The sequence below is a fragment of the Mycobacterium scrofulaceum genome (assembly GCF_002086735.1).
In the GTDB taxonomy this organism is placed as follows: domain Bacteria; phylum Actinomycetota; class Actinomycetes; order Mycobacteriales; family Mycobacteriaceae; genus Mycobacterium; species Mycobacterium scrofulaceum.
Genome location: NZ_MVIJ01000004.1, coordinates 137,565 through 161,430, shown reverse-complemented (window position 1 = coordinate 161,430; position 23,866 = coordinate 137,565). Strand labels below are relative to the sequence as shown.

24 protein-coding genes and 2 pseudogenes are annotated in these 23,866 nt (G+C 69.1%); 9 read left to right on the top strand and 17 right to left on the bottom strand.

Annotation, left to right across the window (positions count from 1 at the left end; genetic code table 11):
- Positions 1 to 217 (top strand): annotated as a pseudogene (locus tag BST44_RS05085) (hypothetical protein); the annotation flags it as partial.
- A 77-nt stretch (positions 218 to 294) separates the two neighbouring features.
- Here BST44_RS05085 and BST44_RS05080 read toward each other — a convergent pair.
- From BST44_RS05080 to BST44_RS05065, 4 genes are read right to left on the bottom strand one after another with little or no spacing between them, the layout of a single operon-like run.
- The gene (locus tag BST44_RS05080) at positions 295 to 720 is read right to left on the bottom strand and encodes a molybdenum cofactor biosynthesis protein MoaE (protein WP_083175390.1); all 426 of its coding nucleotides are present in this window, start codon (positions 718 to 720) and stop codon (positions 295 to 297) included.
- Positions 717 to 1,199 carry a MogA/MoaB family molybdenum cofactor biosynthesis protein gene (locus BST44_RS05075; RefSeq protein WP_083175431.1) on the bottom strand — a complete coding sequence of 161 codons (483 nt, stop codon included), beginning with the start codon at positions 1,197 to 1,199 and terminating at the stop codon, positions 717 to 719. Before BST44_RS05075 ends, BST44_RS05080 begins: the two co-directional genes overlap by 4 nt.
- Positions 1,199 to 1,726 (bottom strand): cyclic pyranopterin monophosphate synthase MoaC, encoded by a 528-nt coding sequence (gene moaC / locus BST44_RS05070; RefSeq protein ID WP_083175389.1) that lies wholly within the window; start codon positions 1,724 to 1,726, stop codon positions 1,199 to 1,201. The genes BST44_RS05075 and moaC overlap by 1 nt, the downstream gene beginning before the upstream one ends.
- 8 nt (positions 1,727 to 1,734) lie before the next feature.
- Entirely contained in the window at positions 1,735 to 1,935 is a 201-nt protein-coding gene (locus tag BST44_RS05065; RefSeq protein ID WP_208619725.1) for a hypothetical protein, read from the bottom strand.
- Between the two features lie 118 nt (positions 1,936 to 2,053).
- Here BST44_RS05065 and BST44_RS05060 point away from each other — a divergent pair, with 118 nt between their 5' ends.
- Positions 2,054 to 4,312 carry a helicase-associated domain-containing protein gene (locus tag BST44_RS05060; protein WP_083175386.1) on the top strand — a complete coding sequence of 753 codons (2,259 nt, stop codon included), beginning with the start codon at positions 2,054 to 2,056 and terminating at the stop codon, positions 4,310 to 4,312.
- 47 nt (positions 4,313 to 4,359) lie between these two features.
- Positions 4,360 to 6,009, top strand: coding sequence for a DNA repair helicase XPB (locus BST44_RS05055; RefSeq protein ID WP_083175384.1), 1,650 nt, complete (start codon positions 4,360 to 4,362; stop codon positions 6,007 to 6,009).
- 70 nt (positions 6,010 to 6,079) lie between these two features.
- On the opposite strand, the gene BST44_RS05050 is transcribed toward BST44_RS05055, so the two are convergent.
- Positions 6,080 to 7,225, bottom strand: a complete 1,146-nt coding sequence (locus BST44_RS05050) for a thiolase family protein (RefSeq protein ID WP_083175383.1) — start codon at positions 7,223 to 7,225, stop codon at positions 6,080 to 6,082.
- A 28-nt stretch (positions 7,226 to 7,253) separates the two neighbouring features.
- Positions 7,254 to 7,667 carry a Zn-ribbon domain-containing OB-fold protein gene (locus tag BST44_RS05045; RefSeq protein WP_083175381.1) on the bottom strand — a complete coding sequence of 138 codons (414 nt, stop codon included), beginning with the start codon at positions 7,665 to 7,667 and terminating at the stop codon, positions 7,254 to 7,256.
- A 158-nt stretch (positions 7,668 to 7,825) separates the two neighbouring features.
- On the opposite strand from BST44_RS05045, the gene BST44_RS05040 reads away from it, so the two are divergent.
- Entirely contained in the window at positions 7,826 to 8,119 is a 294-nt protein-coding gene (locus BST44_RS05040) for a putative quinol monooxygenase (RefSeq protein ID WP_083175379.1), read from the top strand.
- Positions 8,120 to 8,123: 4 nt separating this feature from the next.
- Here BST44_RS05040 and BST44_RS05035 read toward each other — a convergent pair whose 3' ends face one another.
- Positions 8,124 to 9,113, bottom strand: a complete 990-nt coding sequence (locus BST44_RS05035; protein ID WP_083175378.1) for an LLM class F420-dependent oxidoreductase — start codon at positions 9,111 to 9,113, stop codon at positions 8,124 to 8,126.
- Positions 9,114 to 9,189: 76 nt separating this feature from the next.
- Between BST44_RS05035 and BST44_RS05030 the strand changes: the two genes are divergently transcribed.
- Genes BST44_RS05030 through BST44_RS05020 form a run of 3 tightly spaced genes read left to right on the top strand, consistent with a single transcriptional unit; the run spans position 9,190 to position 11,909 of the window.
- Positions 9,190 to 10,431, top strand: a complete 1,242-nt coding sequence (locus BST44_RS05030) for an FAD-dependent monooxygenase (protein ID WP_083175376.1) — start codon at positions 9,190 to 9,192, stop codon at positions 10,429 to 10,431.
- On the top strand, positions 10,422 to 11,288 hold the full coding sequence (locus BST44_RS05025) for an LLM class F420-dependent oxidoreductase (protein ID WP_083175375.1): 867 nt from the start codon (positions 10,422 to 10,424) through the stop codon (positions 11,286 to 11,288). Before BST44_RS05030 ends, BST44_RS05025 begins: the two co-directional genes overlap by 10 nt.
- Positions 11,289 to 11,303: 15 nt before the next feature.
- Positions 11,304 to 11,909: a class I SAM-dependent methyltransferase gene (locus BST44_RS05020; RefSeq protein WP_083175373.1), complete on the top strand. Its 606-nt coding sequence runs from the start codon at positions 11,304 to 11,306 to the stop codon at positions 11,907 to 11,909.
- Between the two features lie 84 nt (positions 11,910 to 11,993).
- Here BST44_RS05020 and BST44_RS05015 read toward each other — a convergent pair whose 3' ends face one another.
- Both BST44_RS05015 and BST44_RS05010 read right to left on the bottom strand, forming a co-directional pair.
- A complete protein-coding gene (locus BST44_RS05015; RefSeq protein WP_083175372.1) occupies positions 11,994 to 14,138 on the bottom strand; it encodes a 3-hydroxyacyl-CoA dehydrogenase NAD-binding domain-containing protein in 2,145 nt (714 codons plus the stop codon).
- Positions 14,139 to 14,142: 4 nt separating this feature from the next.
- Positions 14,143 to 15,354 carry an acetyl-CoA C-acetyltransferase gene (locus BST44_RS05010; protein ID WP_083175370.1) on the bottom strand — a complete coding sequence of 404 codons (1,212 nt, stop codon included), beginning with the start codon at positions 15,352 to 15,354 and terminating at the stop codon, positions 14,143 to 14,145.
- A gap of 237 nt (positions 15,355 to 15,591) precedes the next feature.
- On the opposite strand from BST44_RS05010, the pseudogene BST44_RS05005 reads away from it, so the two are divergent.
- Positions 15,592 to 16,864, top strand: a pseudogene (locus tag BST44_RS05005) (pyridoxal phosphate-dependent aminotransferase).
- On the opposite strand, the gene BST44_RS05000 reads toward BST44_RS05005, so the two are convergent.
- From BST44_RS05000 to BST44_RS04985, 4 genes are read right to left on the bottom strand one after another with little or no spacing between them, the layout of a single operon-like run.
- Complete coding sequence (locus BST44_RS05000) at positions 16,779 to 17,228, bottom strand: SRPBCC family protein (RefSeq protein WP_083175367.1); 450 nt, start codon at positions 17,226 to 17,228, stop codon at positions 16,779 to 16,781. The pseudogene BST44_RS05005 and the gene BST44_RS05000 sit on opposite strands and share 86 nt — an antisense overlap.
- 52 nt (positions 17,229 to 17,280) lie before the next feature.
- Positions 17,281 to 17,736 (bottom strand): SRPBCC family protein, encoded by a 456-nt coding sequence (locus BST44_RS04995; RefSeq protein ID WP_083175365.1) that lies wholly within the window; start codon positions 17,734 to 17,736, stop codon positions 17,281 to 17,283.
- Positions 17,737 to 17,793: 57 nt separating this feature from the next.
- Positions 17,794 to 18,873: a CaiB/BaiF CoA transferase family protein gene (locus tag BST44_RS04990; RefSeq protein ID WP_083175364.1), complete on the bottom strand. Its 1,080-nt coding sequence runs from the start codon at positions 18,871 to 18,873 to the stop codon at positions 17,794 to 17,796.
- A 5-nt stretch (positions 18,874 to 18,878) separates the two neighbouring features.
- Complete coding sequence (locus BST44_RS04985; RefSeq protein WP_083175430.1) at positions 18,879 to 19,322, bottom strand: SRPBCC family protein; 444 nt, start codon at positions 19,320 to 19,322, stop codon at positions 18,879 to 18,881.
- 64 nt (positions 19,323 to 19,386) lie between these two features.
- Between BST44_RS04985 and BST44_RS04980 the strand changes: the two genes are divergently transcribed.
- Positions 19,387 to 21,072 carry an alpha-keto acid decarboxylase family protein gene (locus BST44_RS04980; protein ID WP_083175428.1) on the top strand — a complete coding sequence of 562 codons (1,686 nt, stop codon included), beginning with the start codon at positions 19,387 to 19,389 and terminating at the stop codon, positions 21,070 to 21,072.
- A gap of 11 nt (positions 21,073 to 21,083) precedes the next feature.
- Here BST44_RS04980 and BST44_RS04975 read toward each other — a convergent pair whose 3' ends face one another.
- The 4 genes from BST44_RS04975 to BST44_RS04960 form a co-directional block, all read right to left on the bottom strand.
- Positions 21,084 to 21,269 carry a (2Fe-2S)-binding protein gene (locus BST44_RS04975; RefSeq protein WP_083175362.1) on the bottom strand — a complete coding sequence of 62 codons (186 nt, stop codon included), beginning with the start codon at positions 21,267 to 21,269 and terminating at the stop codon, positions 21,084 to 21,086.
- Between the two features lie 11 nt (positions 21,270 to 21,280).
- Entirely contained in the window at positions 21,281 to 21,907 is a 627-nt protein-coding gene (locus BST44_RS04970) for a fatty-acid--CoA ligase (protein ID WP_208619724.1), read from the bottom strand.
- Positions 21,908 to 22,300: 393 nt separating this feature from the next.
- Positions 22,301 to 22,693, bottom strand: coding sequence for an alpha/beta fold hydrolase (locus BST44_RS04965; RefSeq protein ID WP_083175359.1), 393 nt, complete (start codon positions 22,691 to 22,693; stop codon positions 22,301 to 22,303).
- Complete coding sequence (locus BST44_RS04960) at positions 22,690 to 23,697, bottom strand: hypothetical protein (RefSeq protein ID WP_083175357.1); 1,008 nt, start codon at positions 23,695 to 23,697, stop codon at positions 22,690 to 22,692. Before BST44_RS04960 ends, BST44_RS04965 begins: the two co-directional genes overlap by 4 nt.
- Positions 23,698 to 23,866 lie beyond the last annotated feature (169 nt).

Below are 23,866 nucleotides of genomic sequence, written 5' to 3'. Positions count from 1 at the left end.
GCACGAAGCCGTGGAAGTCGTCGCCGACCTGCCGCCCGCACCCCCCGCGGACGCGCCCGTGGCCGGCGACGACTTCCACGGCTTCGTGCCGGCCAACATGCCGCAGGAGGTTTCCACGGTCGGGTACACCAAACAGCTCTGGGACGCCATCCGGGCTCAGGACATTCAGGGCAACGACGCGCTGGACGCGATCGCCCAGCCGGCCCCGGCCACCTGAGTTCCGCCCGTCAGACTGCCCGGCACGCCTCGAACGTTTCCGCTTCGGGGCGTGCCGGCATTCCAATCGCTACGGCGTCAGGCCGAGCCCACCCATTCTTCGGTTCCGTCGTCGAAGAACTGGTGCTTCCACACCGGTAGCCGCGCCTTGATGGTGTCGACCAGCAGCGCGCAGGTGGTGAACGCGGCTTGACGATGGTCGGCGGCGACCGCCGCCACCAGCGCCGCCTCCCCGATGTGCAGCACCCCGACCCGGTGGCTCGCCGCGACGGCGCGCACCCCGCTCGACTCCTCCGCGATATCGGCGACGACCTCGGCCAAGACCTGCTCAGCCGTCGGATGCGCGGTGTATTCGAGGCGCACCACCCGCCGTCCGCCGTCGTGGTCGCGAATCATGCCGACGAAGCCGACGATCGCCCCGGCCGACTGATGGCCGACGAGTTCCTCGTGCTCGGCCAGGAAGATCGGGTGATCGGTCATGGCCGCGCGGATGACGAGCGTCATCGCTGATGGTCTCCACCGGCGAGCTGGTCGAGCGCGTGATCGAGCACGTCGGCGAGCACCCCCAGGCCGTCGCGCACCCCGCCGGGAGAACCCGGCAGATTGACGATCAAGGTCCGCCCCGCCACCCCGCACACCCCGCGTGACAACACCGACGTCGGCACCTTCGGCAGCCCCGACCGGCGGATGGCGTCGGCCAGCCCCGGGATCATGTAGTCCAGCACCGCCACCGTCTGGTCGGGCGTGCTGTCGCTGGGCGAGATGCCGGTGCCGCCCGAGGTGATGACGACGTCGACTCCGTCGCCGACCGCCTTGCGCAGGGCCTCGCCTACCGGCTCACCGTCGGCGACCACCGCCGGCTCATCGAACGAAAACCCGCGCTCGCCAAGCCATTCGGCGATGATGGGCCCGCACCGGTCCTCGTACACTCCGGCCGAGGCCCGGGTCGAGGCGATGATGACGCGGGCGGTTCGGGCGCCCATCACCGCACCCACGTTCCGGTCTTGCCGCCTTCCTTGCGCAGCACCCGAATGTCATCGAGGCGCGCGGCGGGGTCAACCGCTTTGATCATGTCGTACAGCGTCAGACCGGCCACACTGACCGCGGTCAGCGCCTCCATCTCCACGCCCGTGCGGTCGGTGCTGCGCACCGTCGCGGTGATCTCGATGGCGGCCTCCCCCACGGTGAACTCCACGTCGACCCCGGAGAGTGCCAACTGGTGGCAGAGCGGGATGAGATCGCTGGTGCGCTTGGCGGCCAGAATCCCCGCCACCCGGGCGGTGGCCAGCGCGTCGCCCTTGGGCAGGCCGCCGGCCGAGATGAGCTCCACGACGCGCGGTGACGTACGTAAGGCGCCCGCGGCGACGGCGGTCCGCTTGGTGGCCCCCTTGGCGGTGACGTCGACCATGTGCGCCGCCCCACGGTCGTCCAGGTGCGACAGAGCGGCCGGGGGAGGTTCTCCCGACGCCCACTGCGCCGGGGGCTTGGCGGCCTCAGAGGCCCTGGCCATGCTGGCGCCTACCGGTTAACGACGGTGACCGGGTGCAGGTAGGGCAGCTCAGTGGAGGGCAGCGGGAACACCAGCTCGCCGAAGGGCGACAACGCGCCCGTCCGGTCGGTCGCGAGTTCGCTCACCGCGTGGTCGTCGTGGTCCGTGGTCGGCCACCCGTTGTCGACATACCTGGTTTTGCGGGCCTTGCCCTCAGCAGTGTCAGCCACGCCGTCCATTCTGACAGGTCGCTCCTGCGCGCGTAGTGCAAGACCGTCAGTTCGGCCGACGAGCTGGTGGCAATCGTTGCGCGCTCGGCACCCGCCGACTGTTTTACGCTGGTCAGCAATGACCGACAACACCCCGGACATCCCGCTGGGGTCGTGGCTGGCCGACTTGCCCGACGAGCGGCTGATCCGACTGCTGGAGCTGCGGCCGGACCTCGCCCAGCCGCCGCCCGGCAGCATCGCCGCGCTCGCGGCGCGGGCGCAGGCCCGCCAGTCGGTCAAAGCCGCCACCGACGAGCTCGACTTCCTGCGGTTGGCGGTGCTCGACGCGCTGCTGGTGCTGCAGGCCGATTCCATGCCGGTGCCGACGGCGAAATTGCTGGCTTTGATCGGTGCGCGCGCTCCCGAGGCCGACGTGTTCGGCGCGTTGGACGATCTTCGCGAGCGCGCGCTGGCGTGGGGCGACGCCGCGCTCCGGGTCGCACCCGACGCCGGCACGGCGTTGCCGTGGTACCCGGGCCAAGTGACGCTCGAGGACGCCTCCCGCACCGGCGAGGAGATCGCCGGCCTCATCGACGACCTCAACCAGGCGCAGCTCGACGTGCTGGACAAGCTCCTCGAGGGCTCGCCGATGGGCCGCACCCGAGACGCCGCCCCCGGCGCCCCGGCGGACCGCCCGGTGCCCCAGCTGCTGGCGATGGGCCTGCTGCGACGCGTTGACGCCGAAACCGTGATCCTCCCCCGCCACGTCGGGCAGGTGTTGCGGGGCGAACAGCCGGGGCCCAGGCAACTGACGGCACCGGACCCGGTGGTCTCGACCACCACCACCGACGACGTCGACGCCGCGGCGGCCGGGGCCACCATCGACCTGCTGCGGGAGCTCGACGTCCTGATCGAAACGCTCGCCGCCGCACCGGTTTCCGAGCTGCGCAGCGGCGGACTGGGGATTCGTGACGTCAAGCGGTTGAGCAAAACGACCGGCATCGACGAGTCCCGGCTGGGACTGATCCTCGAGGTGGCGGCCGCGGCGGGCCTGATCGCCAGCGGCATGCCGGACCCGGAACCGGCCACCGGTGACGGACCGTACTGGGCCCCGACGGTGGCCACCGACCGGTACGCGGTGCTGTCGACCGCCGAACGCTGGCGGCTGCTGGCCAGCAGCTGGCTCGACCTGCCCAGCCGGCCGGCCCTGATCGGGACCCGCGGCCCGGACGCCAAACCCTATGGCGCCCTGACCGATGCGCTGTATTCAACCGCCGCGCCGCTGGATCGCCGGCTGCTGCTTGGCATGCTGGCCCAGTTGCCGCCCGGCGCGGGGGTCGACGCCGTCGAGGCGTCGGCGGCGCTCATCTGGCGCCGGCCCCGCTGGGCCAAACGGCTGCAGCCCGGACCGGTCGCCGATCTGCTGGCCGAGAGCCACGCGCTGGGCCTGGTGGGCCGGGGGGCGCTCAGCGGCCCCGGCCGCGCCCTGCTCGACGACGGCGACGACACGCAGGCCGCGATCGACGCCATGGCGCGGGCCCTGCCCAAACCGATCGATCACTTCCTGGTCCAGGCCGACCTGACCGTGGTGGTGCCGGGCCCACTGCAACGCGACCTCGCCGAGCAACTGGCCGCGGTGGCCACAGTCGAATCGGCCGGCACCGCGATGGTGTATCGCGTCAGCGAGCAGACGATCCGGCACGCGCTCGACGTCGGGAAGACCCGCGACTGGATGCATGCCCTATTTGCCAAGCACTCCAAAACACCCGTCCCGCAGGGCCTTACCTACCTCATCGACGATGTCGCGCGCCGGCACGGCCAGCTGCGGATCGGCATGGCGGCGTCGTTCGTACGGTGCGAGGACCCGGCGCTGCTGGCCCAGGCCGTGGCCGCACCCGCGGCCGAAGGGGTGCAACTGCGCGCCCTGGCCCCGACGGTCGCGGTGTCGCCGGCGCCGATCGGCGAAGTGCTGGTCGCGCTGCGCGCGGCGGGCTTCGCGCCGGCGGCCGAGGACTCTACGGGCGCCATCGTCGACGTCCGTCCCCGGGGCGCCCGGGTGCCCACGCCGCAGCAGCGGCGACCCTACCGCCCGATGCCGCGGCCCAACAGCGAGAGCCTGAACGCGGTGGTGGCGGTGCTGCGGAAGGTGACCGCCGCCCCGTTCGGCAACATTCGGGTCGATCCCGCGGTCACCATGTCGTTGCTGCAGCGGGCGGCCAAGGAACAAGACACGCTGGTGATCGGTTATTTGGATGCCGCGGGCGTCGCCACCCAGCGGGTGGTGTCGCCCATCACCGTCCGGGGCGGGCAGCTGACCGCCTTCGACTCGGCGTCCGGGCGGCTGCGCGACTTCGCCATCCATCGCATCACGTCGGTGGTGTCGGCCAACGTCCGATAATGGGTGGCGATGAGCCGCGCGCGACACGAACAGAAGGAGTTGGGCCATTGACTGACGGCCCGTTGATTGTGCAGTCCGATAAGACGGTGCTGCTCGAGGTCGACCACGAGCAGGCCGGCGCGGCGCGTGCCGCGATCGCGCCGTTCGCGGAGCTGGAACGCGCACCCGAGCACGTGCACACCTACCGCATCACGCCGTTGGCGCTGTGGAACGCCCGCGCCGCCGGCCACGACGCCGAGCAGGTCGTCGATGCGCTGGTCAGCCACTCCCGCTACGCGGTGCCCCAGCCGCTGCTGGTCGACATCGTCGACACCATGGCCCGCTACGGCCGGCTGCAGCTGGTCAAACACCCGGCGCACGGCCTGACGCTGGTGAGCCTGGACCGCGCGGTGCTCGAGGAGGTGCTGCGCAACAAGAAGATCGCCCCCATGCTGGGCGCACGGATCGACGACGACACGGTCGTCGTCCACCCCAGCGAGCGCGGTCGGGTCAAGCAGATGCTGCTCAAGATCGGTTGGCCCGCCGAGGATCTGGCGGGCTACGTCGACGGCGAGGCGCACCCGATCAGCCTGGCCCAGGACGGTTGGCACCTGCGCGACTACCAGCAGATGGCCACGGATTCGTTCTGGTCGGGTGGATCCGGGGTGGTGGTCCTTCCCTGTGGGGCCGGCAAGACCCTGGTCGGCGCCGCGGCCATGGCCAAGGCCAGCGCGACGACGTTGATCCTGGTCACCAACGTCGTCGCGGCCCGGCAATGGAAACGTGAGCTGGTCGCGCGCACGTCGCTCACCGAGGACGAGGTCGGTGAATACTCCGGTGAGCGCAAGGAGATCCGGCCCGTCACCATCTCGACGTATCAGATGGTCACCCGGCGGACCAAGGGCGAGTACCGGCACCTGGAGCTCTTCGACAGCCGCGACTGGGGGCTGATCATCTACGACGAGGTCCACCTGTTGCCCGCGCCGGTGTTCCGGATGACCGCCGACCTGCAGTCCAAGCGGCGCCTCGGGCTCACCGCCACGTTGGTCCGCGAGGACGGCCGCGAAGGCGACGTGTTCTCCCTGATCGGCCCCAAACGCTACGACGCGCCATGGAAGGACATCGAGGCCCAGGGCTGGATCGCGCCGGCCGAGTGCGTCGAAGTGCGGGTCACCATGACCGACAACGAGCGCATGATGTACGCGACCGCGGAACCCGAAGAGCGCTACAAGCTCTGCTCGACGGCGCATTCGAAGGTCGCCGTGGTCAAGTCGGTGCTGAGCCGGCACCCCGGCGAGCAGACGCTGGTGATCGGCGCCTACCTCGACCAGCTCGACGAGCTGGGTGCCGAACTGGACGCCCCGGTGATCCAGGGGTCGACCCGGACCAAGGAGCGCGAGGAGCTGTTCGACGCGTTCCGCCGCGGCGAGGTGTCCACGCTGGTGGTGTCCAAGGTCGCCAACTTCTCCATCGACTTGCCGGAAGCCTCGGTGGCGGTTCAGGTTTCGGGGACCTTCGGGTCACGCCAGGAGGAAGCGCAGCGGCTGGGGCGGCTGCTGCGACCCAAGGCCGACGGCGGCGGCGCGATCTTCTACTCGGTGGTGGCGCGCGACAGCCTGGACGCCGAGTACGCGGCGCATCGGCAGCGCTTCCTCGCCGAGCAGGGCTACGGCTACATCATCCGCGACGCGGACGACCTGCTGGGCCCCGCCATCTAACCGCGAGCAGTCGCAAAATCGCACGGAAAGCGCTGTGCTGGCACGACTTTGTGTCTGTTCGCGCCCCTGACTAGAGCGACAGGATGGTCGCGGACGCGGTACCCGGTGCGCCGTACACCTGGGCCAGGCCGACGCGTGGGCTGCCGGGCACCTGACGCTCGCCCGCCTCGCCGCGCAGCTGACGCACCAGTTCGTGCATCTGCCGCAGACCCGACGCGCCGATGGGCTCGCCGTTGGCGATCAACCCGCCGTCGGTGTTGACCGGCAGCGAGCCGTGGATCTCGGTGGCGCCGTCGGCCACCAGCTTCTCCTGCTCCCCGTCGGCGCACAGGCCCGTCTCGGCCATGTGGATGACCTCGTTGCCGGCGTCGGTGTCCTGGAGTTGGGCGACGTCGACGTCCTCGGGACCGATCCCGGCGGCCTCATAGGCCGCCCTGGACGCGTACACCGTCGGGGAAACGTCCTCGTCGAGCGGCGCGAAGGTGGCATGCACCTCGTAGGCACCGTAGCGACGGGTGCGGATTTCGCAGGCGCGCACATACACCGGCTTGTCGGTGTACTTGTGCGCCATGTCCGCGCGGCACATGATCACCGCGGCGGCGCCCTCGTCGGGCGCGCAGAACATGTACTGGGTCAGCGGGTAGTTGAGCACGGCCGAGTTGAGGATTTCGTCCTCGGGAATCGGCTTGCGCCGGAAGGCGTTCGGGTTGAGTGCGCCGTTGCGGAAGTTCTTCGCCGCGACCTTGGCCAGCGTGGCCTGGGAGATGTTGTGATCGTGGAGGTACTTGTTGGCCTTCATGCCGAAGAACTTGGTGGTGACGAACTGCCCGTTCTGCGCATACCACTGCGGCAGCGCCAGCTTGGCCGGGTCGTCGGTGAACGCGCCACGCGGGTGCTTGTCCAGCCCGATGGCGATGCCGATGTCGTACTTGCCCAGCCGGATGGTGTCGGCGGTCTGCTGAATGGCGCTCGCGGCAGTGGCGCAGGCGTTGAACACGTTGGTGAACGTGATCCCGGTGAGCCCCACCAACCGGGTGACCGCGTCTGGGTTGGACACCTCGTGGCTGCCGCCGAAACCGAACTGAATGTCCTTCCACGCCACGCCGGCGTCCTGCAATGCGGCCTGGACGGCCTCGGCGCCCATCTGCATCGCGGTCTTGTCGAACCGGCCGAACGGGTGCAGGCCCACGCCGATGATGGCGACGTCGTTGGTCATCTCGGTCTCCTCCTTCTCGCGATCGCCACTAGACCGGCCGGAACGCGAACGTCATGATTTCGGTGCCCTCGTCGTCGGCGGTGAGCGGGACCATCGTGAGCTCGACCTCCTGACCGAACTGCAGCTTGGCCGGGTCGTTTTCGGTCAACCGGCCCTCGACTCGGATGACGTCGTCGAGTTGGACCAGGCCCACCCCGAACGGGACGAAGTCCTTGCCGGCGGGGCCGGCGTACGGAGCGCCGGGCGGGAAGCCCTGGGTGGTCCACGCGATCAGCGTTCCGCGGCGCGGCAGCAACACGTCGGTCATTTCCCCGAGGCTGCAGCGCGGGCACCACTGCTGCACCGGGAATGTGGTGGCTCCGCAACTGCCGCACCGGCTGCCGATCAGCTGGGGGCTCTCGTCGGGCCAGGTCGAGATCTCGGGGGCGAGTGCCTTCTGCATCGGGGGATCCTCCAAAGCCTTCCGCGGCGCAACAGAACGTGGCTCACTGAACCGTATAACAGCTTTCCGAAAAGTGGAAACCCCATTCTCATACGTGGCGGCGGGCCCGGCTGGCCGCCAGATATCTTGAGAGCGCCGCCGCAACCGAGGAGAAGACCATGCCAGTCACGGTGATACTCGAACTGACGTTCAAGCCCGACGCGGTGCCGCAGGCACGCGACGTCATGGGCCGGGCGTTGCGGGACACCCGGGCCTTCGCCGGGAACCTCCGCACCGACGTGCTCGTCGACGAGGACGACCATGCCCACTGGCTGATCTACGAATTGTGGGACACCGTGGAGCACGACGAGGCCTACCGCGCGTTTCGTGCCGGCGAGGGCAAGCTGACCGAACTGCCGCCGTTGCTGGCCGAGCCGCCCGTCAAGAAGAGGTACGCCACCTCCGACATCTGACAGGCTAGCTGAACGCGGGAATCACCTCGCGCTCGAACAGCTCGATGCCGGAGCGATCGTAGGCGGCCTCCGGGAAATAGCAGATGGCGTACTCGCAGCCGAGGTCGCGGAGCTTCGTGATCCGCTCGATGACCTGTTCCGGCGTTCCCGTCGCCGAATCGGGTCCGCTGCCGGCGGCGAGCATCGCGTCGGCGGCCGACTCGGGCACGTAGCGGACGATACGGTCGCGCACGCGCCGCAACCGGTCCTTGACGTCGCCCTCCGAGGTGCCGACGACGGCGTTGAGGTTGGCCGAACGCACGATGGCGTCGAAGTCCGTCCCCACCTCCCGACAGTGCCGCGCCAGCACCTGCGATTTGTGGGAGAACGCCTCGGGTTCCGGCGTGAAGTTGGTGTACTGCGCGTATTGCGCGGCGATCCGCAAGGTCACCTTCTCCCCACCGCCGGCGATCCACAGCGGAATCCCGTTGTCCTGCAAGGGCTTGGGCGAAACGATGGCGCCCTCGACCTGGTAGTGCTTGCCGTCGAAGCTGACCTTGCCGTCACGCCAGGCGTCGCGCATGATCTGCACGCCCTCGTCCAGCCGGCCCAGCCGCACGCCGGCTGAAGGGAAACCGTAACCGTAAGCGCGCCATTCGTGCTCGTACCAGCCACCGCCGATGCCCATCTGGATGCGCCCGCCGGAGATGACGTCGGCGGTCGCCGCGACCTTCGCCAGGTACACGGGATTGCGGTAGCTCATCGCGGTGCACATCTGACCGAGCTTGATGCGCGACGTGACCGCCCCGTAGGCGGCCATCAGCGACCACGCCTCGTGGGTGGCCTCGCCGGTCGGCATCGGGACGGTGTGGAAGTGGTCGTAGACCCACAGCGAATCCCACGCGCCGTTGTCGGCGTAGCTGGCCAGGTCGCGCATCACCGCCCAGTGCCTTTCCGGTGCGATGTCGACGAGGTCCATTCGCCAGCCTTGCGGGATGAAGAGACCGAAGCGCATAGCACCGGACTCTAGCCCGAACCTGCGGCCCTGCCCCGGCTAGGCTTACCCATCGTCAAGCAACCGGGAGGTCGCCATGCGGGTCCTCGTCTCCGGCGCGAGCATCGCCGGCCCCGTGCTGGCGTACTGGTTGACCCGTCACGGCTTCGACGTCACCGTCGTCGAACGCGCGCCGGCCCTGCGCAAGACGGGCGGCCACGCCGTCGACTTGTTCCGTCCCGCGATGGAGATCTCGGCGCGCATGGGCGTGCTGCCGCAGATCGAAGCGCTCGCCACCGGGACGACCCGCATGACCATGCATCGGGACGGAAGGCCGCGACCCTTCCAGATCGATCTGACCAAGATCTATGCCGCCACGTCGGACCGGCACGTGGAGATCATGCGCGACGACCTCAGCGAGATCTACTACGCCGCCGGCCGCGACGACGTCGAGTACCTCTTCGGCGACTCGATCACGGCCATCGAGCATGACGGCGAGGTGAGTTTCGAGCACGCGCCCGACCGCCGGTTCGACGTCATCGTCGGTGCCGACGGCCTGCACTCCAACGTGCGACGGCTCACCTTCGGCGAGGAAGCCGACCTCACCCGGTTCCTCGGCGGCTATCTGGCGGTGCTGTCGGCGCCCAAGGCACTGGCCGGCCGCGGCGAGATGACCTGCCACGTCGGTGTGGGCCGCCTCGCCGCCATCTACACCGCCGAGCACCTGGACGACGCGCGCGCCGTTTTTTTGTTCCGCACCAAGGGCGAGCTCGACTATGACCATCGGGACACGTTGCGGCAGAAGGACCTTCTGCGCGAAGCGTTCGCGGGCAGTCACGACCAGGTGGATGGCTGGCTTGCCGAGGTCGACGGCACGCCCGCGTTCTACTTCGACTCGATCAGCCAACTGCGGCTCGACAGGTGGTCGCGCAGGCGGGTGACCCTCGTCGGTGACGCGGGATACTGCCCCGGCCCCGCCGTGGGCGGCAGCACCAGCCTCGCGGTCCTCGGCGCGTACGTGCTGGCCGGCGAGCTCGCCCGCGCCGACGGCGACCACCTGCGCGCGTTCGCCGCCTACGAGCTGCAGATGCGTGAACCGGTGCACCGCAGCCGGGCCTTCGCGCGCGGCGCCGCCAGGGGCATCATCCCCGGCTCGCGGCTCGGGGTGTGGGCGTTGACTCGTGGCGCCCGGTTAGTGTCGTCGTTGCCCGGTTCGCTCTCGCGGGCACTGGCGAAACCCAACACGAGGGGCCTGCGCATGCACGACTCGCTGCCGGTGCCCGACTACGGCGCCACCGGTCTGCAAGCCAGTGAAAGGAATGACCGCCCATGGAACTGACCGGCGTCGGCATCTGGAGCAGCCAGCTGCGCTACGGAGATCCATCCGAATCCGCCGACGCGGCAGCGGAATTGGACGAACTGGGTTTCCCGGCGCTGTGGATACCGGACGTCGGGGGGCCGGTGTTCGACGCGGTCGCAAACCTGCTCGCCGCGACCAAGCGCACGGTGATCGCCACCGGGATCCTCAACCTGTGGATGCACGAGCCCGCCGACGTCGCCGACTCCCACGCGACGCTGACCGCCCGGCACGGCGAGCGGTTCCTGCTGGGCATCGGCGTCAGCCACGCACCGCTGATCGACGCCGGCCAACCGGGGCGGTACCGCAAACCGCTGGCGGCGACGGCGTCATTCTTGGACAGCCTGGACGCCGCCCCGCGGCCCGTCCCCACCGGGAGCCGGGTGCTCGCCGCGCTCGGGCCAAAGATGCTGGCGCTGGCCGCGACCCGGGCCCGCGGCGCCCACCCGTACCTGGTCACCCCCGACCACACCGCTTCCGCCCGTGCGACTTTGGGCGACGGCCCCCTGCTGCTGCCGGAGCAGACGGCGATCCTGACCGACAGCGCCGACGAGGCGCGGAGTATCGGAACTGACTGGCTCCGCGCGTATCTGGCGTTACCCAACTACGCCAACAACCTGTTGCGCAGCGGATTCTCCGACGAGGACCTGTCGCAGGTGAGCGATCGGCTCTTCGACGCCATCATCGCGTGGGGCGATGAAGGGGCGATCATGCGCAGGGTCGCCGAGCATCGTGCGGCCGGCGCCGACCACGTGTGCGTCCAGGTTCTCCTGGCCGACCCCAAGGCCTTCCCGCGCGAGCAATGGCGCCGCATCGCCGCCGCGTGCGACGCCCAGTAGGCATACCGTAAGGCCATGGCTTCCAAACAGACGCTGTTCCGGATCGTCTACCGCATCGGCTTCACCCCGTGGGACGGTCACCCGCTCGCGCAGAGCGTGCGGAAGCTCGTCGAGGGCGCCGCCGACACGCCCGCGCTTCCCGCGGGAGCGGCCCTCGAAGTCGGCTGCGGAACCGGTGACTGCTCCATTTATCTCGCCCAACACGGCTGGACGGTCACCGCGGTCGACTTCGTGTCCAAGCCCCTCGAGCGGGCACGCGCCAAGGCCGCCGCCGCGGGCGCGGCGGTGGACTTCGTCCAGGCCGACGTCACGCGGTTGAGCCGAACCGGCATCGGTGCGAACTTCGAGTTGATCGTCGACAACGGCTGCCTGCACAACATGAGCGACGACGACCGCGACGCCTACGTGCGGGAGATCAGCGCCGTGGCCGCACCAGGCGCGCGGCTGCTGATCGTCGCCTTCGTGCCCGGCGGCCGGATCGGGGTGCGAGGCATCGACCACGCCGAGATGGAGCGACGCTTCGCGGCCTCCTGGACGATGCTGTCGGCCGGCGACGAGCGCGAGCTGGATCGCGCGGAGAAGACGCCGGCGCGGTACTACCTGTTCCAGCGCCGCACCTAAACGCGCGAGCAGACGCAAAATCGCGCTGCGGGAACCTTTCCCATGCGATTCTGCGTCTGCTCGCCGAAGGGAGCCGAGCCAGCCTTACGTCAGCGAGTCCGGCGGCAGGAACCTGTCGCCGTACTTGGCGGCCAGGTCGCGCGCCCGGGCCACGAAGGCTTCCTTGCCGATACCGCCCGCGCCCTGGTAGCCGACGATGAACTGCGCGCTTCCGCCGGTGTACGGCGGGAAGCCGATGCCCATGATCGACCCGATGTTGGCGTCGGCGGTCGACGTCAGCACGCCCTCGTCCAGGCACTTCTGCGTCTCCAGCGCCTCGGCGAACAGCATGCGATCGATCATGTCCTGCAACGGAATATCGGCGCTGCCGGACTTGAACGTCTCGCGCAGACCCGGCCACAACCGGGTGCGCTTGCCGTCGACGTACTCGTAGAAGCCCGCACCCTTCAGCCGCGAGGGGCGGCCGATCTCGATCATCTTCTCCACGACCGCCTCCGCCGGGTGCGGTTCGTAGGTGCCGCCGGCGTCCTCGACCCCCTTGCGGGTCGCGGCCGCGATCTTGTGCATCAGCTCGAGGTTGAGCTCGTCGGACAGCTGCAGCGGCGGAGCCGGGTAGCCGGCCTGCGAGCCCGCGTGCTCGATGCTCGCGGGTTCGACGCCCTCACCGAGCATCGCCAGCGCCTCGTTGACGAAGGTGCCGATGACGCGGCTGGTGAAGAAGCCGCGGCTGTCGTTGACCACGATCGGGGTCTTGCCGATGGCCAGCGTGTAGTCGAACACGCGGGCCAGCGCCTCGTCGGAAGTCTTCTCGCCCTTGATGATTTCGACCAGCGGCATCTTGTCGACCGGCGAGAAGAAGTGGATCCCGATGAAGTCCTCCTGCCGCTTCACCCCGGTCGCCAGGCCGGTGATGGGCAGCGTCGAGGTGTTGGACCCGAGCAGCGCGTTGGGTTCGACGATGTCCTCGATCTCCTGGAATACCTTGTGCTTGAGCTCCTGGTTCTCGAACACCGCCTCGATCACGAAGTCGACGCCCTTGAAATCGGCTGGGTCGGCCGACGGCGTGATGCGGTCCAGCAGCGCCTTGCTCTTCTCCTCGGTGGTCTTGCCGCGCTGAAGCGCCTTGGCCTCAAGCTTTTCCGAGTAATTCTTGCCCTTCTCGGCGGCCTCGATGCTGACGTCCTTGAGCACCACGTCGAAGCCGGCCTTCGCGGACACGTAGGCGATGCCGGCGCCCATCATGCCCGCACCCAGCACACCGATCTTGTTGATCTTGACCGGCTCGATGCCGTCGGGGCGTGAGCCGCCACCGTTGATGTGCTGCAGGTCGAAGAAGAACGCCTGGATCATGTTCTTGGCGACCTGGCCGGTGACCAGAGAAGTGAAGTAGCGGCTCTCGATGCGGGTGGCCGTTTCGAAGTCCACCTGCGCGCCCTCGACCGCCGCGTCCAGGATGGCCCGCGGCGCCGGCATCGGCGCACCCTTGAGCTGCTTGCGCAGCAGCGCCGGGAACGACGGCAGGATGCCCGCCAGCCCGGGGCTGGACGGCGTGCCGCCGGGCATCTTGTAACCCTTTTTGTCCCAGGGCTGTTCGTGCGCGTCGGGGTTGGCCTTGATCCACGCCTTGGCGGCCGGGACCAGGTCGTCGACCGAGCCGACGAGCTCGTCGATCAGCCCCATCTCCTTGGCCTTGTCCGGCTTGAAGCGGGTGCCCTGCGACAGGATGTTCATGAACGCGTTCTGGATGCCGAACATCCGCACCGTGCGCGCCACCCCGCCGCCGCCGGGCAACAGGCCCAGTGTCACCTCGGGCAGACCGACGACGAGGCCCTTGACGTCGGCGGCGATGCGGTGATGGCAGGCCAGCGCGATCTCCAGGCCGCCGCCGAGAGCGGCGCCGTTGATGGCGGCCACCACCGGCTTGCCCAGGGTCTCCAGGGTCCGCAGGTCGCGCTTGATGTCCTCGACCTCGGTGAAGACGTCGCCCGCGTTCTCCGGGCCGGCGTTGATCATGCTCTTCAGATCGCCGCCGGCGAAGAACGTCTTCTTCGCGCTGGTGATCACCACGCCGGTGACCGAATCCTTCTCCGCGACAAGGCGTTCGACCGCTTTGTGCATCGACTCCTTGTAGTGCTCGTTCATCACGTTCGCCGACCCGGTGGGGTCGTCGAGCGTCAGCGTGACGATGCCGTCGGCATCCTTGTCCCATGCAATGGTGTTCTCTGCCATGGCCTTAAACCCTCTCGATGATGGTGGCGACACCCATGCCGCCGCCGATGCACAGCGTGATCAGCGCGCGACGCGCGTTGCGGCGCTCGAGCTCGTCGACCATGGTGCCGGTGATCATGGCGCCGGTGGCGCCCAGCGGGTGGCCCATCGCGATGGCGCCACCGTTGACGTTCAGCTTCTCGTCGGGAATGCCCAGGTCCTTCTGGAACTTCAGCACCACCGAAGCGAACGCCTCGTTCAGTTCGAACAGGTCGATGTCGTCGACCGTCAGCCCCGCGCGGTCGAGGACCTTGCGGGTGGCCGGGGTCGGGCCGGTCAGCATGATCACCGGGTCGGAACCACTGGTCGCGGTGGCGACGATGCGGGCGCGCGGGGTCAGGCCCTGCGACGTGCCCGCCTTCTCCGAACCGACCAGCACCAGCGCGGCGCCGTCGACGATGCCCGAGCTGTTACCGCCGGTGTGCACGTGGTTGATCTTTTCGACCCAGTGGTACTTCTGCAGCGCCACGTCGTCGAAGCCGCCCATCTCGCCGATGCCGTCGAACGCGGTCTTCAGCTTGGCCAGGCCCTCCATCGTGGTGTCGGGCCGCATGTGCTCGTCGTGGTCGAGGATGACCAGACCGTTCTGGTCGCGCACCGGCACGACCGACTTGGCGAAGTAGCCGCCCGACCACGCCTCGGCCGCCTTCTGCTGCGACCGCAGCGCGTAGGCGTCGACGTCCTCGCGGGAGAAGCCCTCGATGGTGGCGATCAGGTCGGCGCCGATGCCCTGCGGCACGAAGCCGATCTGGTAATTGGTCTCGGGGTCCAGGGCCCAGGCGCCGCCGTCGGAGCCCATCGGGACGCGGCTCATCGATTCGACACCGCCGGCCAGGACCAGGTCGTCCCAGCCGGAGCGCACCTTCTGGGCGGCGGTGTTGACGGCCTCCAGGCCGGAGGCGCAGAACCGGTTGAGCTGGACGCCGCCCGTGGTCTCGGGCAGCCCCGCGGCCAGCACCGCGGTCCGGGCGATGTCTCCGCCCTGGTCACCGACGGGCGAGACACACCCCAGGATCATGTCGCTGATCAGGTTCTCGTCCAGGTCGGGGTTGCGCCTGCGCAGCTCCTCGACCAGCCCGACGACCAGGTTCAGCGGCTTGACCTCGTTCAGCGAGCCGTTTTTTTGCTTGCCCCGCGGCGTGCGGATGGCCTCGTAAATGAAGGCTTCTTCGGACATGTCGAGTTCCTCTTCGCGAGTGGGTTTCGGATCCGTATTAAAGGTAGGTCCAGATACCGCACCCTAACAAAGGGCCCGTCCAACCTGTTGGTTGGGCCGATCGCCGCGGCCAGGTGGGCCGGGCCGGGGCGCCTCCCCCGCCGAGCTGGGGGTACCCCCGTTTGCGGGGCCCGCGTCGGCGTCGAGCGCCACACTGGCGTGACGCTCGAGGGGCCGCGCCCCCTAAGCTCGACCAGCATGACGGTGTCGCGCCTGCGTCCGTACGCGACCACGGTGTTCGCCGAGATGTCGGCGCTGGCCGCGCGGGTCGGTGCGGTCAACCTCGGGCAGGGCTTCCCCGACGAGGACGGGCCCGCGGCCATGTTGAAGGCCGCCCAGGACGCCATCGCCGAGGGACACAACCAATACCCACCCGGCATCGGGGTGCCGTCGCTGCGGCACGCCATCGCCGCCCAGCGCCAGCGGCGGTTCGGCATCGAGTACGACCCCGACACCGAGGTGCTGGTGACGGTCGGGGCGACCGAGGCCATCGCGTCCGCGGTGCTGGGCCTGGTCGAACCGGGTTCCGAGGTGCTCCTGCTCGAGCCGTTCTACGACTCCTACTCGCCGGTGTTGGCGATGGCCGGCGCGCGCCGGGTGGCCGTGCCCCTGGTGCCCCATGGCCGCGGGTTCGCCCTGGATGCCGACGCCCTCCGCCGCGCGGTGACGCCACGCACCCGCGCGCTGATCGTCAACTCACCGCACAACCCGACCGGTGCGGTGCTCAGCCCGGCCGAGCTGACCGCCATCGCGGAGGTCGCGGTCGCCGCCGACCTGCTGGTGATCACCGACGAGGTCTACGAGCACCTGGTGTTCGACGAACACCGACATCTGCCCCTGGCCGGCTTCGACGGCATGGCCGAGCGGACGATCACCATCTCCAGCGCGGCCAAGATGTTCAACTGCACCGGTTGGAAGATCGGATGGGCGTGTGGGCCGGCCGACCTCATCGCCGGGGTGCGTGCGGCTAAGCAATACCTGAGCTACGTCGGTGGCGCGCCGTTCCAGCCGGCGGTGGCCCTCGCCCTCGACACCGAGGACGCATGGGTCGCCAAGCTGCGCGACTCGTTGCGGGCCCGTCGCGACCGGCTGGCCGCCGGGCTGTCCGACATCGGCTTCGAGGTGCACGACAGCGCAGGCACCTACTTCCTGTGCGCCGACCCGCGGCCCCTCGGCTACGACGACAGCACCGCGTTCTGCGCGGCCCTGCCGGAAAAGGCGGGCGTCGCGGCCATCCCCCTGTCGCCGTTCTGCGATCCGGCGGCCGAGCACGCCTCGGCGCAAGCCCAGGTGTGGAATCACTTGGTGCGCTTCACCTTCTGCAAACGCGAGGACACCCTTGACGAGGCGATCAGGAGGCTGGCTGTCCTGCGCTGACCGGACGGCTACCCGCCCGAACCGAAGCCCTCGACCACGCGCTGGCGCAGACCCTCCAGCGCGGCGTGCAAAATTTTCTTGCGGGCCCGGTTGACCCAGAACTCCGGCAGCGGCGCAAACGGTTCGACCGTGATGGCGAACCGCACCCTGGTCTTGTCGTAACCCTCCCTGGTCAGGGTGTACTCCCCGTGCTGGCCGCGTTGCTGGGCGGTCTTCTGGGCGTCCCACACCATCCAGTCCGGACCCCAGTGGTACTCGAGGAGTTCCGTGTCGTGGATGCCGGTGACCGAGATGGTGACCTTCACGTGGTACGGACGCCCGTCGGGGTGCTTGTCGACGACCTCGACCCGCTTGTGCACCGGCGACCACGAAGGGACGGCGTCCATGTCGGCCAGCGCCTCCATGATCACTTCCGGAGGCGCGTCGATGACGATTTCGGACGACGCTTGAACGGCCACTGCTAATAAGTTAGCAACCGGTCAGGCGGTACCGAAGGCAAAAATGCGCCGACTATTCCGGCTCGGTTGAACCGTTGACGTGCTTTACCAATTCGCACAATCCCTTGACCGCCGAGTCGAGCACGCTCTCGCTGGCCCGCCGGACGATGAAGGCGGGCATCGGCCGGCCCGGTTCGACCGTGACGTCGAAACGCACCCGCGTCTTGTCGAGGCCCTCGGGTTTGAGGTTGTACTCGACATGCTGACCGTGCTGCTGGGAGGTCCCTTTGGCGTCATAGACGACCCAATCGGGACCCCAGTGGTATTCCAGGATCTCCTTGTCGACGAGCCCCAGAATCTTGATCGTGGTTTTGACGTGGTGGGGCCGGCCGTCGGGATGGCGGTCGATCACTTCGATGTTCTTGTGCAGGGGCGACCACGCTGACAGCACGCCGACATCTGTGAGCGCCTCCATGACCACTTCCGGCGGCGCGTCGACGACAAATTCGCGTGATGCTTTTACGGCCACTGAGCTCAACCTAGCAACCGCGGCCCCGCCCCGGAATGGTTCAGCGTAAAAGGCTGACTACCAACCGATTTCGGTCAGGGGCGTGGTGCCCGCCGGCGGCCGCCCGACCGGCGCGGCCGGGGTGCGGGAGAAGCGTGGGCCGGGTGCGGCCTGGTCGACCCCGTGCGCGGTGACCACCGTGGACCGCGCCCTGAGGTGCTCGTCGGCCGCGGCCTCGGTCCACGTCAGCACGGGGGTGACGCACGCGTCGGTGCCGGCGAAGGTGGCCGTCCACTCGTCACGGGTCCGGCTGGCGAACCGTTGCGCGAACACGTCGTACATCCGCGGGTAGGAGCCGACGTCGAGCTGCGCGGGTACGTCCTCGGGCGAGAGGCCGAGCCCGGCCAGCAACGCCGCGAAGAATTGCGGCTCGATGGCGCCGACGGCCAGGTATTTGCCGTCGGCGGTCTCATAACAGCGGTAGAACGGGGCGCCGCCGTCGAGCAGGAACGACTCGCGCCGGTCGCGCAGCGCTCCCGTCGACTTCATGGTCCACATCATCTGGGCGAGCAGGCTGACGCCGTCGACCATCGCCGCGTCGATCACCTGCCCGCTGCCCGAGCGCTCCCGCTCGTAGAGCGCCGCCACGATGCCGAGCAGCACCAGCATCGACCCGCCGCCGAAGTCGGCGACCAGGTTCAGCGGCGGCATCGGCGGCAGGTCGGCATAGCCCAGCGCCGAGAGCGCGCCGGTCTGCGACAGGTAGTTGATGTCGTGGCCCGCCGTCCGGGCCAGCGGTCCGTCCTGCCCCCAGCCGGTGATCCGCGCGAAGATCAGCCGCGGGTTGACCGTCGCGCACTCGTCGGGACCGATGCCGAGCCGCTCGCAGGTGCCGGGCCGGAAACAGTCCAGCAGCACGTCGGCCTTGGCCGCGAGCCCGAGCAGCGCCTGAGGCTGCGTCTTGACGTCCAGGTCGACGATCCGCTTCCCGCGGTGCAACAGGTCGCGGTCCTCGGGCGGCATCACCAAGCCGCCCGGGCGCCGCACCCGCACCACGTCGGCCCCGAGGTCGGCGAGCATCATCCCCGCGTGCGGCCCCGGTCCGATCCCCCCGAGCTCGATCACCCTCACCCCGGCGAGGGGCCCGCCGTCACCCACCGGGATTAGTTGCCCTTCTTGACCGTGAGCACCCGCTCGCGCAGCGCCTTGGTCGCCGAATCGATGGTCCCCTTCACGGCGCGTTTGAGGACGAAGCCGGGCAACGGCACGTTCGGGTCCGCGAGCAGTTCGAACTTGACCAGGGTCGCGTCTCCCTGAGGTACCAGGGTGTACTTCCCGTCCTGCGCCTTCTGCTGCGAAGAGCTCACCAGCTTCCAGCTGACCGAGTCCGCCGCCCAGGTGTAGGCCACCACCTGTTCGTCGGTGATCCCGGCGACCTTCACCTTCATCTTGACTTGTTCGGGCCGGCCGTCGGCCCCGGTCGAGAGGACCTCCGCACTCTGGTGGGGTTCGGACCATTCGGGCATCGCCTCGAAATCGGCGATGACGTCGAGAATCTCCTCCGGGCTGGCTTCGATGACGATGTCGCGGGATTCTTTGAGTGCCATGGCCCGCACGATACGCAAACGGCGTGGCCGCCGGAACGGATTCGACCGAGGTACCGTCGTGCTTGTGACTGACGCAGCGAACGGGCCCGTCTACACCGTCGGTGACTACCTCTTGGACCGCCTCGCCGAACTCGGCGTCACCGAGATCTTCGGCGTTCCCGGCGACTACAACCTGGAATTCCTCGACCACATCGTCGCGCACCCCGCCATCCGCTGGGTGGGCAACGCCAACGAGCTGAACGCCGGCTACGCCGCCGACGGGTACGGCCGGCTGCGCGGAATGGCAGCCGTGGTAACGACTTTCGGGGTGGGCGAGCTGTCGGCGGCCAACGCTATCGCGGGCAGTTACGCCGAGCAGGTGCCCGTCGTGCACATCGTCGGCGGGCCCTCCAAGGACGCGCAGGGCACCCGGCGCGCGCTGCACCACTCGCTGGGCGACGGAGACTTCGAGCACTTCTTCCGGGTCAGCCGCGAGATCACCTGCGCCCAAGCCAACCTCATGCCCGCGACCGCCCGCCGTGAGATCGACCGGGTGCTGTCCGAGGTGCGCGAGCAGAAGCGGCCCGGATACATCCTGCTGTCCACCGACGTGGCCCGCTTCCCCACCGAACAGCCGCGCGACCCACTGCCCCGCTACACCGGCGGCACCAGCCCGCGGGCGCTCTCGCTGTTCGTCGAGGCCGCCGCCCAGCTCATCGCCGACCACCAGCTGACCGTCCTGGCCGACCTGCTGGTGCACCGGCTGCAGGTGGTCAAGGAGCTCGAGGCGCTGTTGGCGGCCGATGTCGTGCCCTACGCGACGCTGATGTGGGGTAAGAGCCTGCTCGACGAGAGCTCACCCAATTACCTGGGGATCTACGCCGGGTCGGCCAGCGCCCCCGCGGTGCGCACCGCGATCGAGGAGGCGCCGGTGCTGGTGACCGCCGGCGTGGTGTTCACCGACATGGTCAGCGGCTTCTTCAGCCAGCGGATCGACCCCGCCCGCACCATCGACGTCGGGCAGTACCAGAGCAGCGTGGCCGGTGAGGTCTTCGCGCCGCTGGAGATGGGCGCCGCCCTGGATGCGCTGGCCGCCATCCTCGCCCGGCGCACGGTCACGTCACCGCCCGTGGTGTCGCCGCCCGCCGACGCCCCGCCCCCGCCGCCGCCGCGCGACCAGCCGCTGACGCAGGGGATGTTGTGGGACCGCCTGTGCACGGCGCTCACCCCGGGCAACGTCGTTCTCGCCGACCAGGGCACCTCCTTCTACGGCATGGCCGACCACCGCCTGCCTCAGGGCGTGACCTTCATCGGCCAACCCCTTTGGGGCTCAATCGGTTACACGCTGCCAGCGGCGCTGGGGGCCGGGGTGGCCCATCCGGACCGCCGGACAGTGTTGCTGATCGGTGACGGCGCCGCGCAACTGACCGTCCAAGAGCTGGGCAACTTTTCGCGGGAAGGGCTGTCCCCGGTCATCGTGGTGGTCAACAACGACGGCTACACCGTCGAACGGGCGATCCACGGGGAAACGGCCCCCTACAACGACATCGTGAACTGGAAGTGGACGGACATCCCCAACGCGCTGGGCGTCGCCGACCATATGGCGTTCCGGGTGCGGACCTACGGCGAGCTCGATGATGCCCTGACCGCGGCGGCTCGGCACCGCGACGACATGGTGCTCGTCGAGGTGGTCTTGCCGCGGCTCGAAATCCCGCCGCTGCTGGTCGAACTCGTCCAACCGATGTCGCCCGACGGCAGCGTTCGCCGCTAAGGCCGACCACGTCAGCAGGGTCGGGCCGCACCGTTCGGGTCCGCTGACCGCAATATCGCCTGGACGGTTCGCCGGCACCGCCCACAGTCGGCGCCCGCTCCGCATGCCCGGGCGACGTCCTTGGTCGTGCAGGCCCCGGCTTCGACCGCCTCGGTCACCGTTTGGCTGGTGACTCCGTTACACAGGCACACGAACACGAGGCAGCCGCTCAGTCCGCCTCGATGCGCATCATGTTGGTGAACCGGCCGACGAATATCGGCGGGTAGGGCCCCACCCCGGCGCCCGACATCCATTCGGCCGCGGCGTCGGGATGCTCGATCCATCGCCGCGCGCTGTCTTCGTCGGGCAACTCGGACATGATCAGCACCTCGTGCTCATCGTCGAAGGCCTGGAAGATCCAGGTCTTGCGGATGCCGGCCGCGACGAATCGGTCCATGGCCGAGCCCACTTCGGCGGCCAGTGCCGACACGTCGTGGACGGAGGCGATGGTGGCGACCACGACGCCGGGCGCGTCGGTCGTTCCCGTGGACGCCGGGACGAACCTGTCGACGATCTCGCCGGCGAAGACGGCGGGGATGTCGTCGACGCCGGCCGCATCGAACCAGTCGAAGAAGATCCGGGAGCGCAGCAACTCCACGATCGGCTCGCGGCTGTGGACGCCGATCATCACCAGCACGCGGCCGTAGTCGTGCGTCGAGGTGTAGACCAGGACGTGGTGGGCCCCGATGTCGGCCAGCGCCGCCTTCCGGCGCTCGAGCAGCGGCCAAACCCGGCTGGGATCGGGAACGCGGTAGTCCGACGCGATCACCATCGAATGAATGTCGTTCGTCATCACCGCCGCCTCACACCGGATTCACCGACGAAGGTACTCGATGATCGCGGCGGCAACGGCGTCGGGCTGTTCGGGAAACAGGACGTGGCCGGCGTCGTCGATGGTGACGGTGCTGACGCGGTCGCCGTAGCGGGCGCGCAGGTCACCCCATTCGGCGCGCGGTGTTGAAAGGGGTCGAGGGCGGCGATGATCTCGAACACCGGCGGTTTCCCGCGGCCCCAGTAGCGCGCGACGTCGGTGTGGTGTCCGCAGTCCACCTGCATTGCAAGGGTTCCCGCATCCAGCCGGTCACCCATATTGAGGCGTCGTGGCCGGGTGCGAAGAAGGTAGTCCGGAGCACGTCCAGTCGGGCATCGTCGGGCAGACCGAGGTCGCCGGCGCGCATCGGCGCTGAATTTATCCGTGGGTCAACGGGTTTCCCGGCTGCAGCCCCAGAATCACCGCCGCGACCTTGTCGGGATGGTGCACGGCGGCAGCGCGCGCGACATAGTTGCCGAAGGCGTGCCCCGGGATCACCGCGGGCCCCTCGGCCAGGTCGTCGATCACCCGCGCCGCATCGTCGGCCGCGTCGGCGAAGGTGACACCGCGCATCGGGCCGCCGGAACCCTCGATGCCGCGCGGCTGTGGGCGGAGCACCCGGTAGCCCGCGGCGACCAGCGGCGTCACCGAGGCGTCGACGTCGCTACCGGCGTCGCGGCCGTACGACGGGACGATCACGGCGGCGGGCCCGTTTCCGTCGATGCAGGTGTCGACCGACGTCTGGGCAGTCGTGACGGCGCGTCGGGTCACGCGTTGGCCCCGGCCGCCGGTGCCGCTGTGGCGTAGTCGAGTTCGACGCGCAACACGGCGGCGCGTCGAACGACCCCGTCCGGAGGCGCGGTGGTGCCGCCGTCGGTGGTGACCCAAGCGACCCGCCCTCGTTCGCCGTCCGCCCTCCCCCAGGCGGCACTCGACGGCCCGACGAGGGCCGCATCGAACGGGTCACCGGCGATATGGCGGACCTCGCTGCCGCGCCGGGGTTGCAACGGCACCCGGTCGATCGTGTTGGCACGGTGCCTGGTGACGTAGGCGAACCCGGCGTCTTCGTCGATGCAGAAGTCGTCGGCGTTGTCGATCGCGGCGACGAATTCGGGCGGCCCGGCGGGATTTAGCGACGACGGGTCGACCGCGACGCGCATGAACACCCTCTGTGCGGTCGAGGTGTAGTACAGGTAGCCGGTGTACCGGCCGTAGCGCACGCCGTTGACCCCCGGTTGGGGCGGTGGCGGCACACCGCTGTCGGCGTCGAAGGCCATCGTGTCGTGAGCCAGCCAGACCTGCGCGGAGGCTTGCCGCGCATCCTGGTCGAGGTCGACTCGCCAGATCATGCCCGCGAAGCAGTCGGCGACCGCAAGCACGCCGGGCGCGAGCAGGCAGCTTCCGTTGAGTCCACGGGCTCGCTCGTCGAAGGTATGGACGAGCTCTGAGGTCACGGGCCGTCCGGGCACCCAGTCGGTGAGATCGATTCTGGCCAGGTGTGATTCACCGGTGGTGTAGGCCAGCGTCAGGTTGACGACGAAAACGTCGGGCGCGACCTCGACGATTCCCGTCACCGGCCACTCGAAGGTGTGCAGCAGGACCGGGTCGACGAGCGCGCCCGTCTGGGGCGGTGGCACCCACCACAGTTCGCGCTGCAGGACCGCAGTGATCAGAAGCGAGCCGTCGGCGCGCACGGCGAGGTTCTCCAGAAAGTATTGCTCGGGGAAGTACGCCACGGGAGTGAGCGTCACGGTGGGCAAAGGCGGAAGAGACATGGTCGTCCTCGATGGTTAGCAAGCATCGGACGCGGGAATCGCGAAGGCATTGAGAATCCCGCGGACGGTGTGATCGATCCCGGTCAGCACCGTGATGCCGAAAGTCCTTGCGGCGCCGAACCGTTGCTTTGCCTCGTGACATACCCCGTCGTCGACACGATGTCCGGCG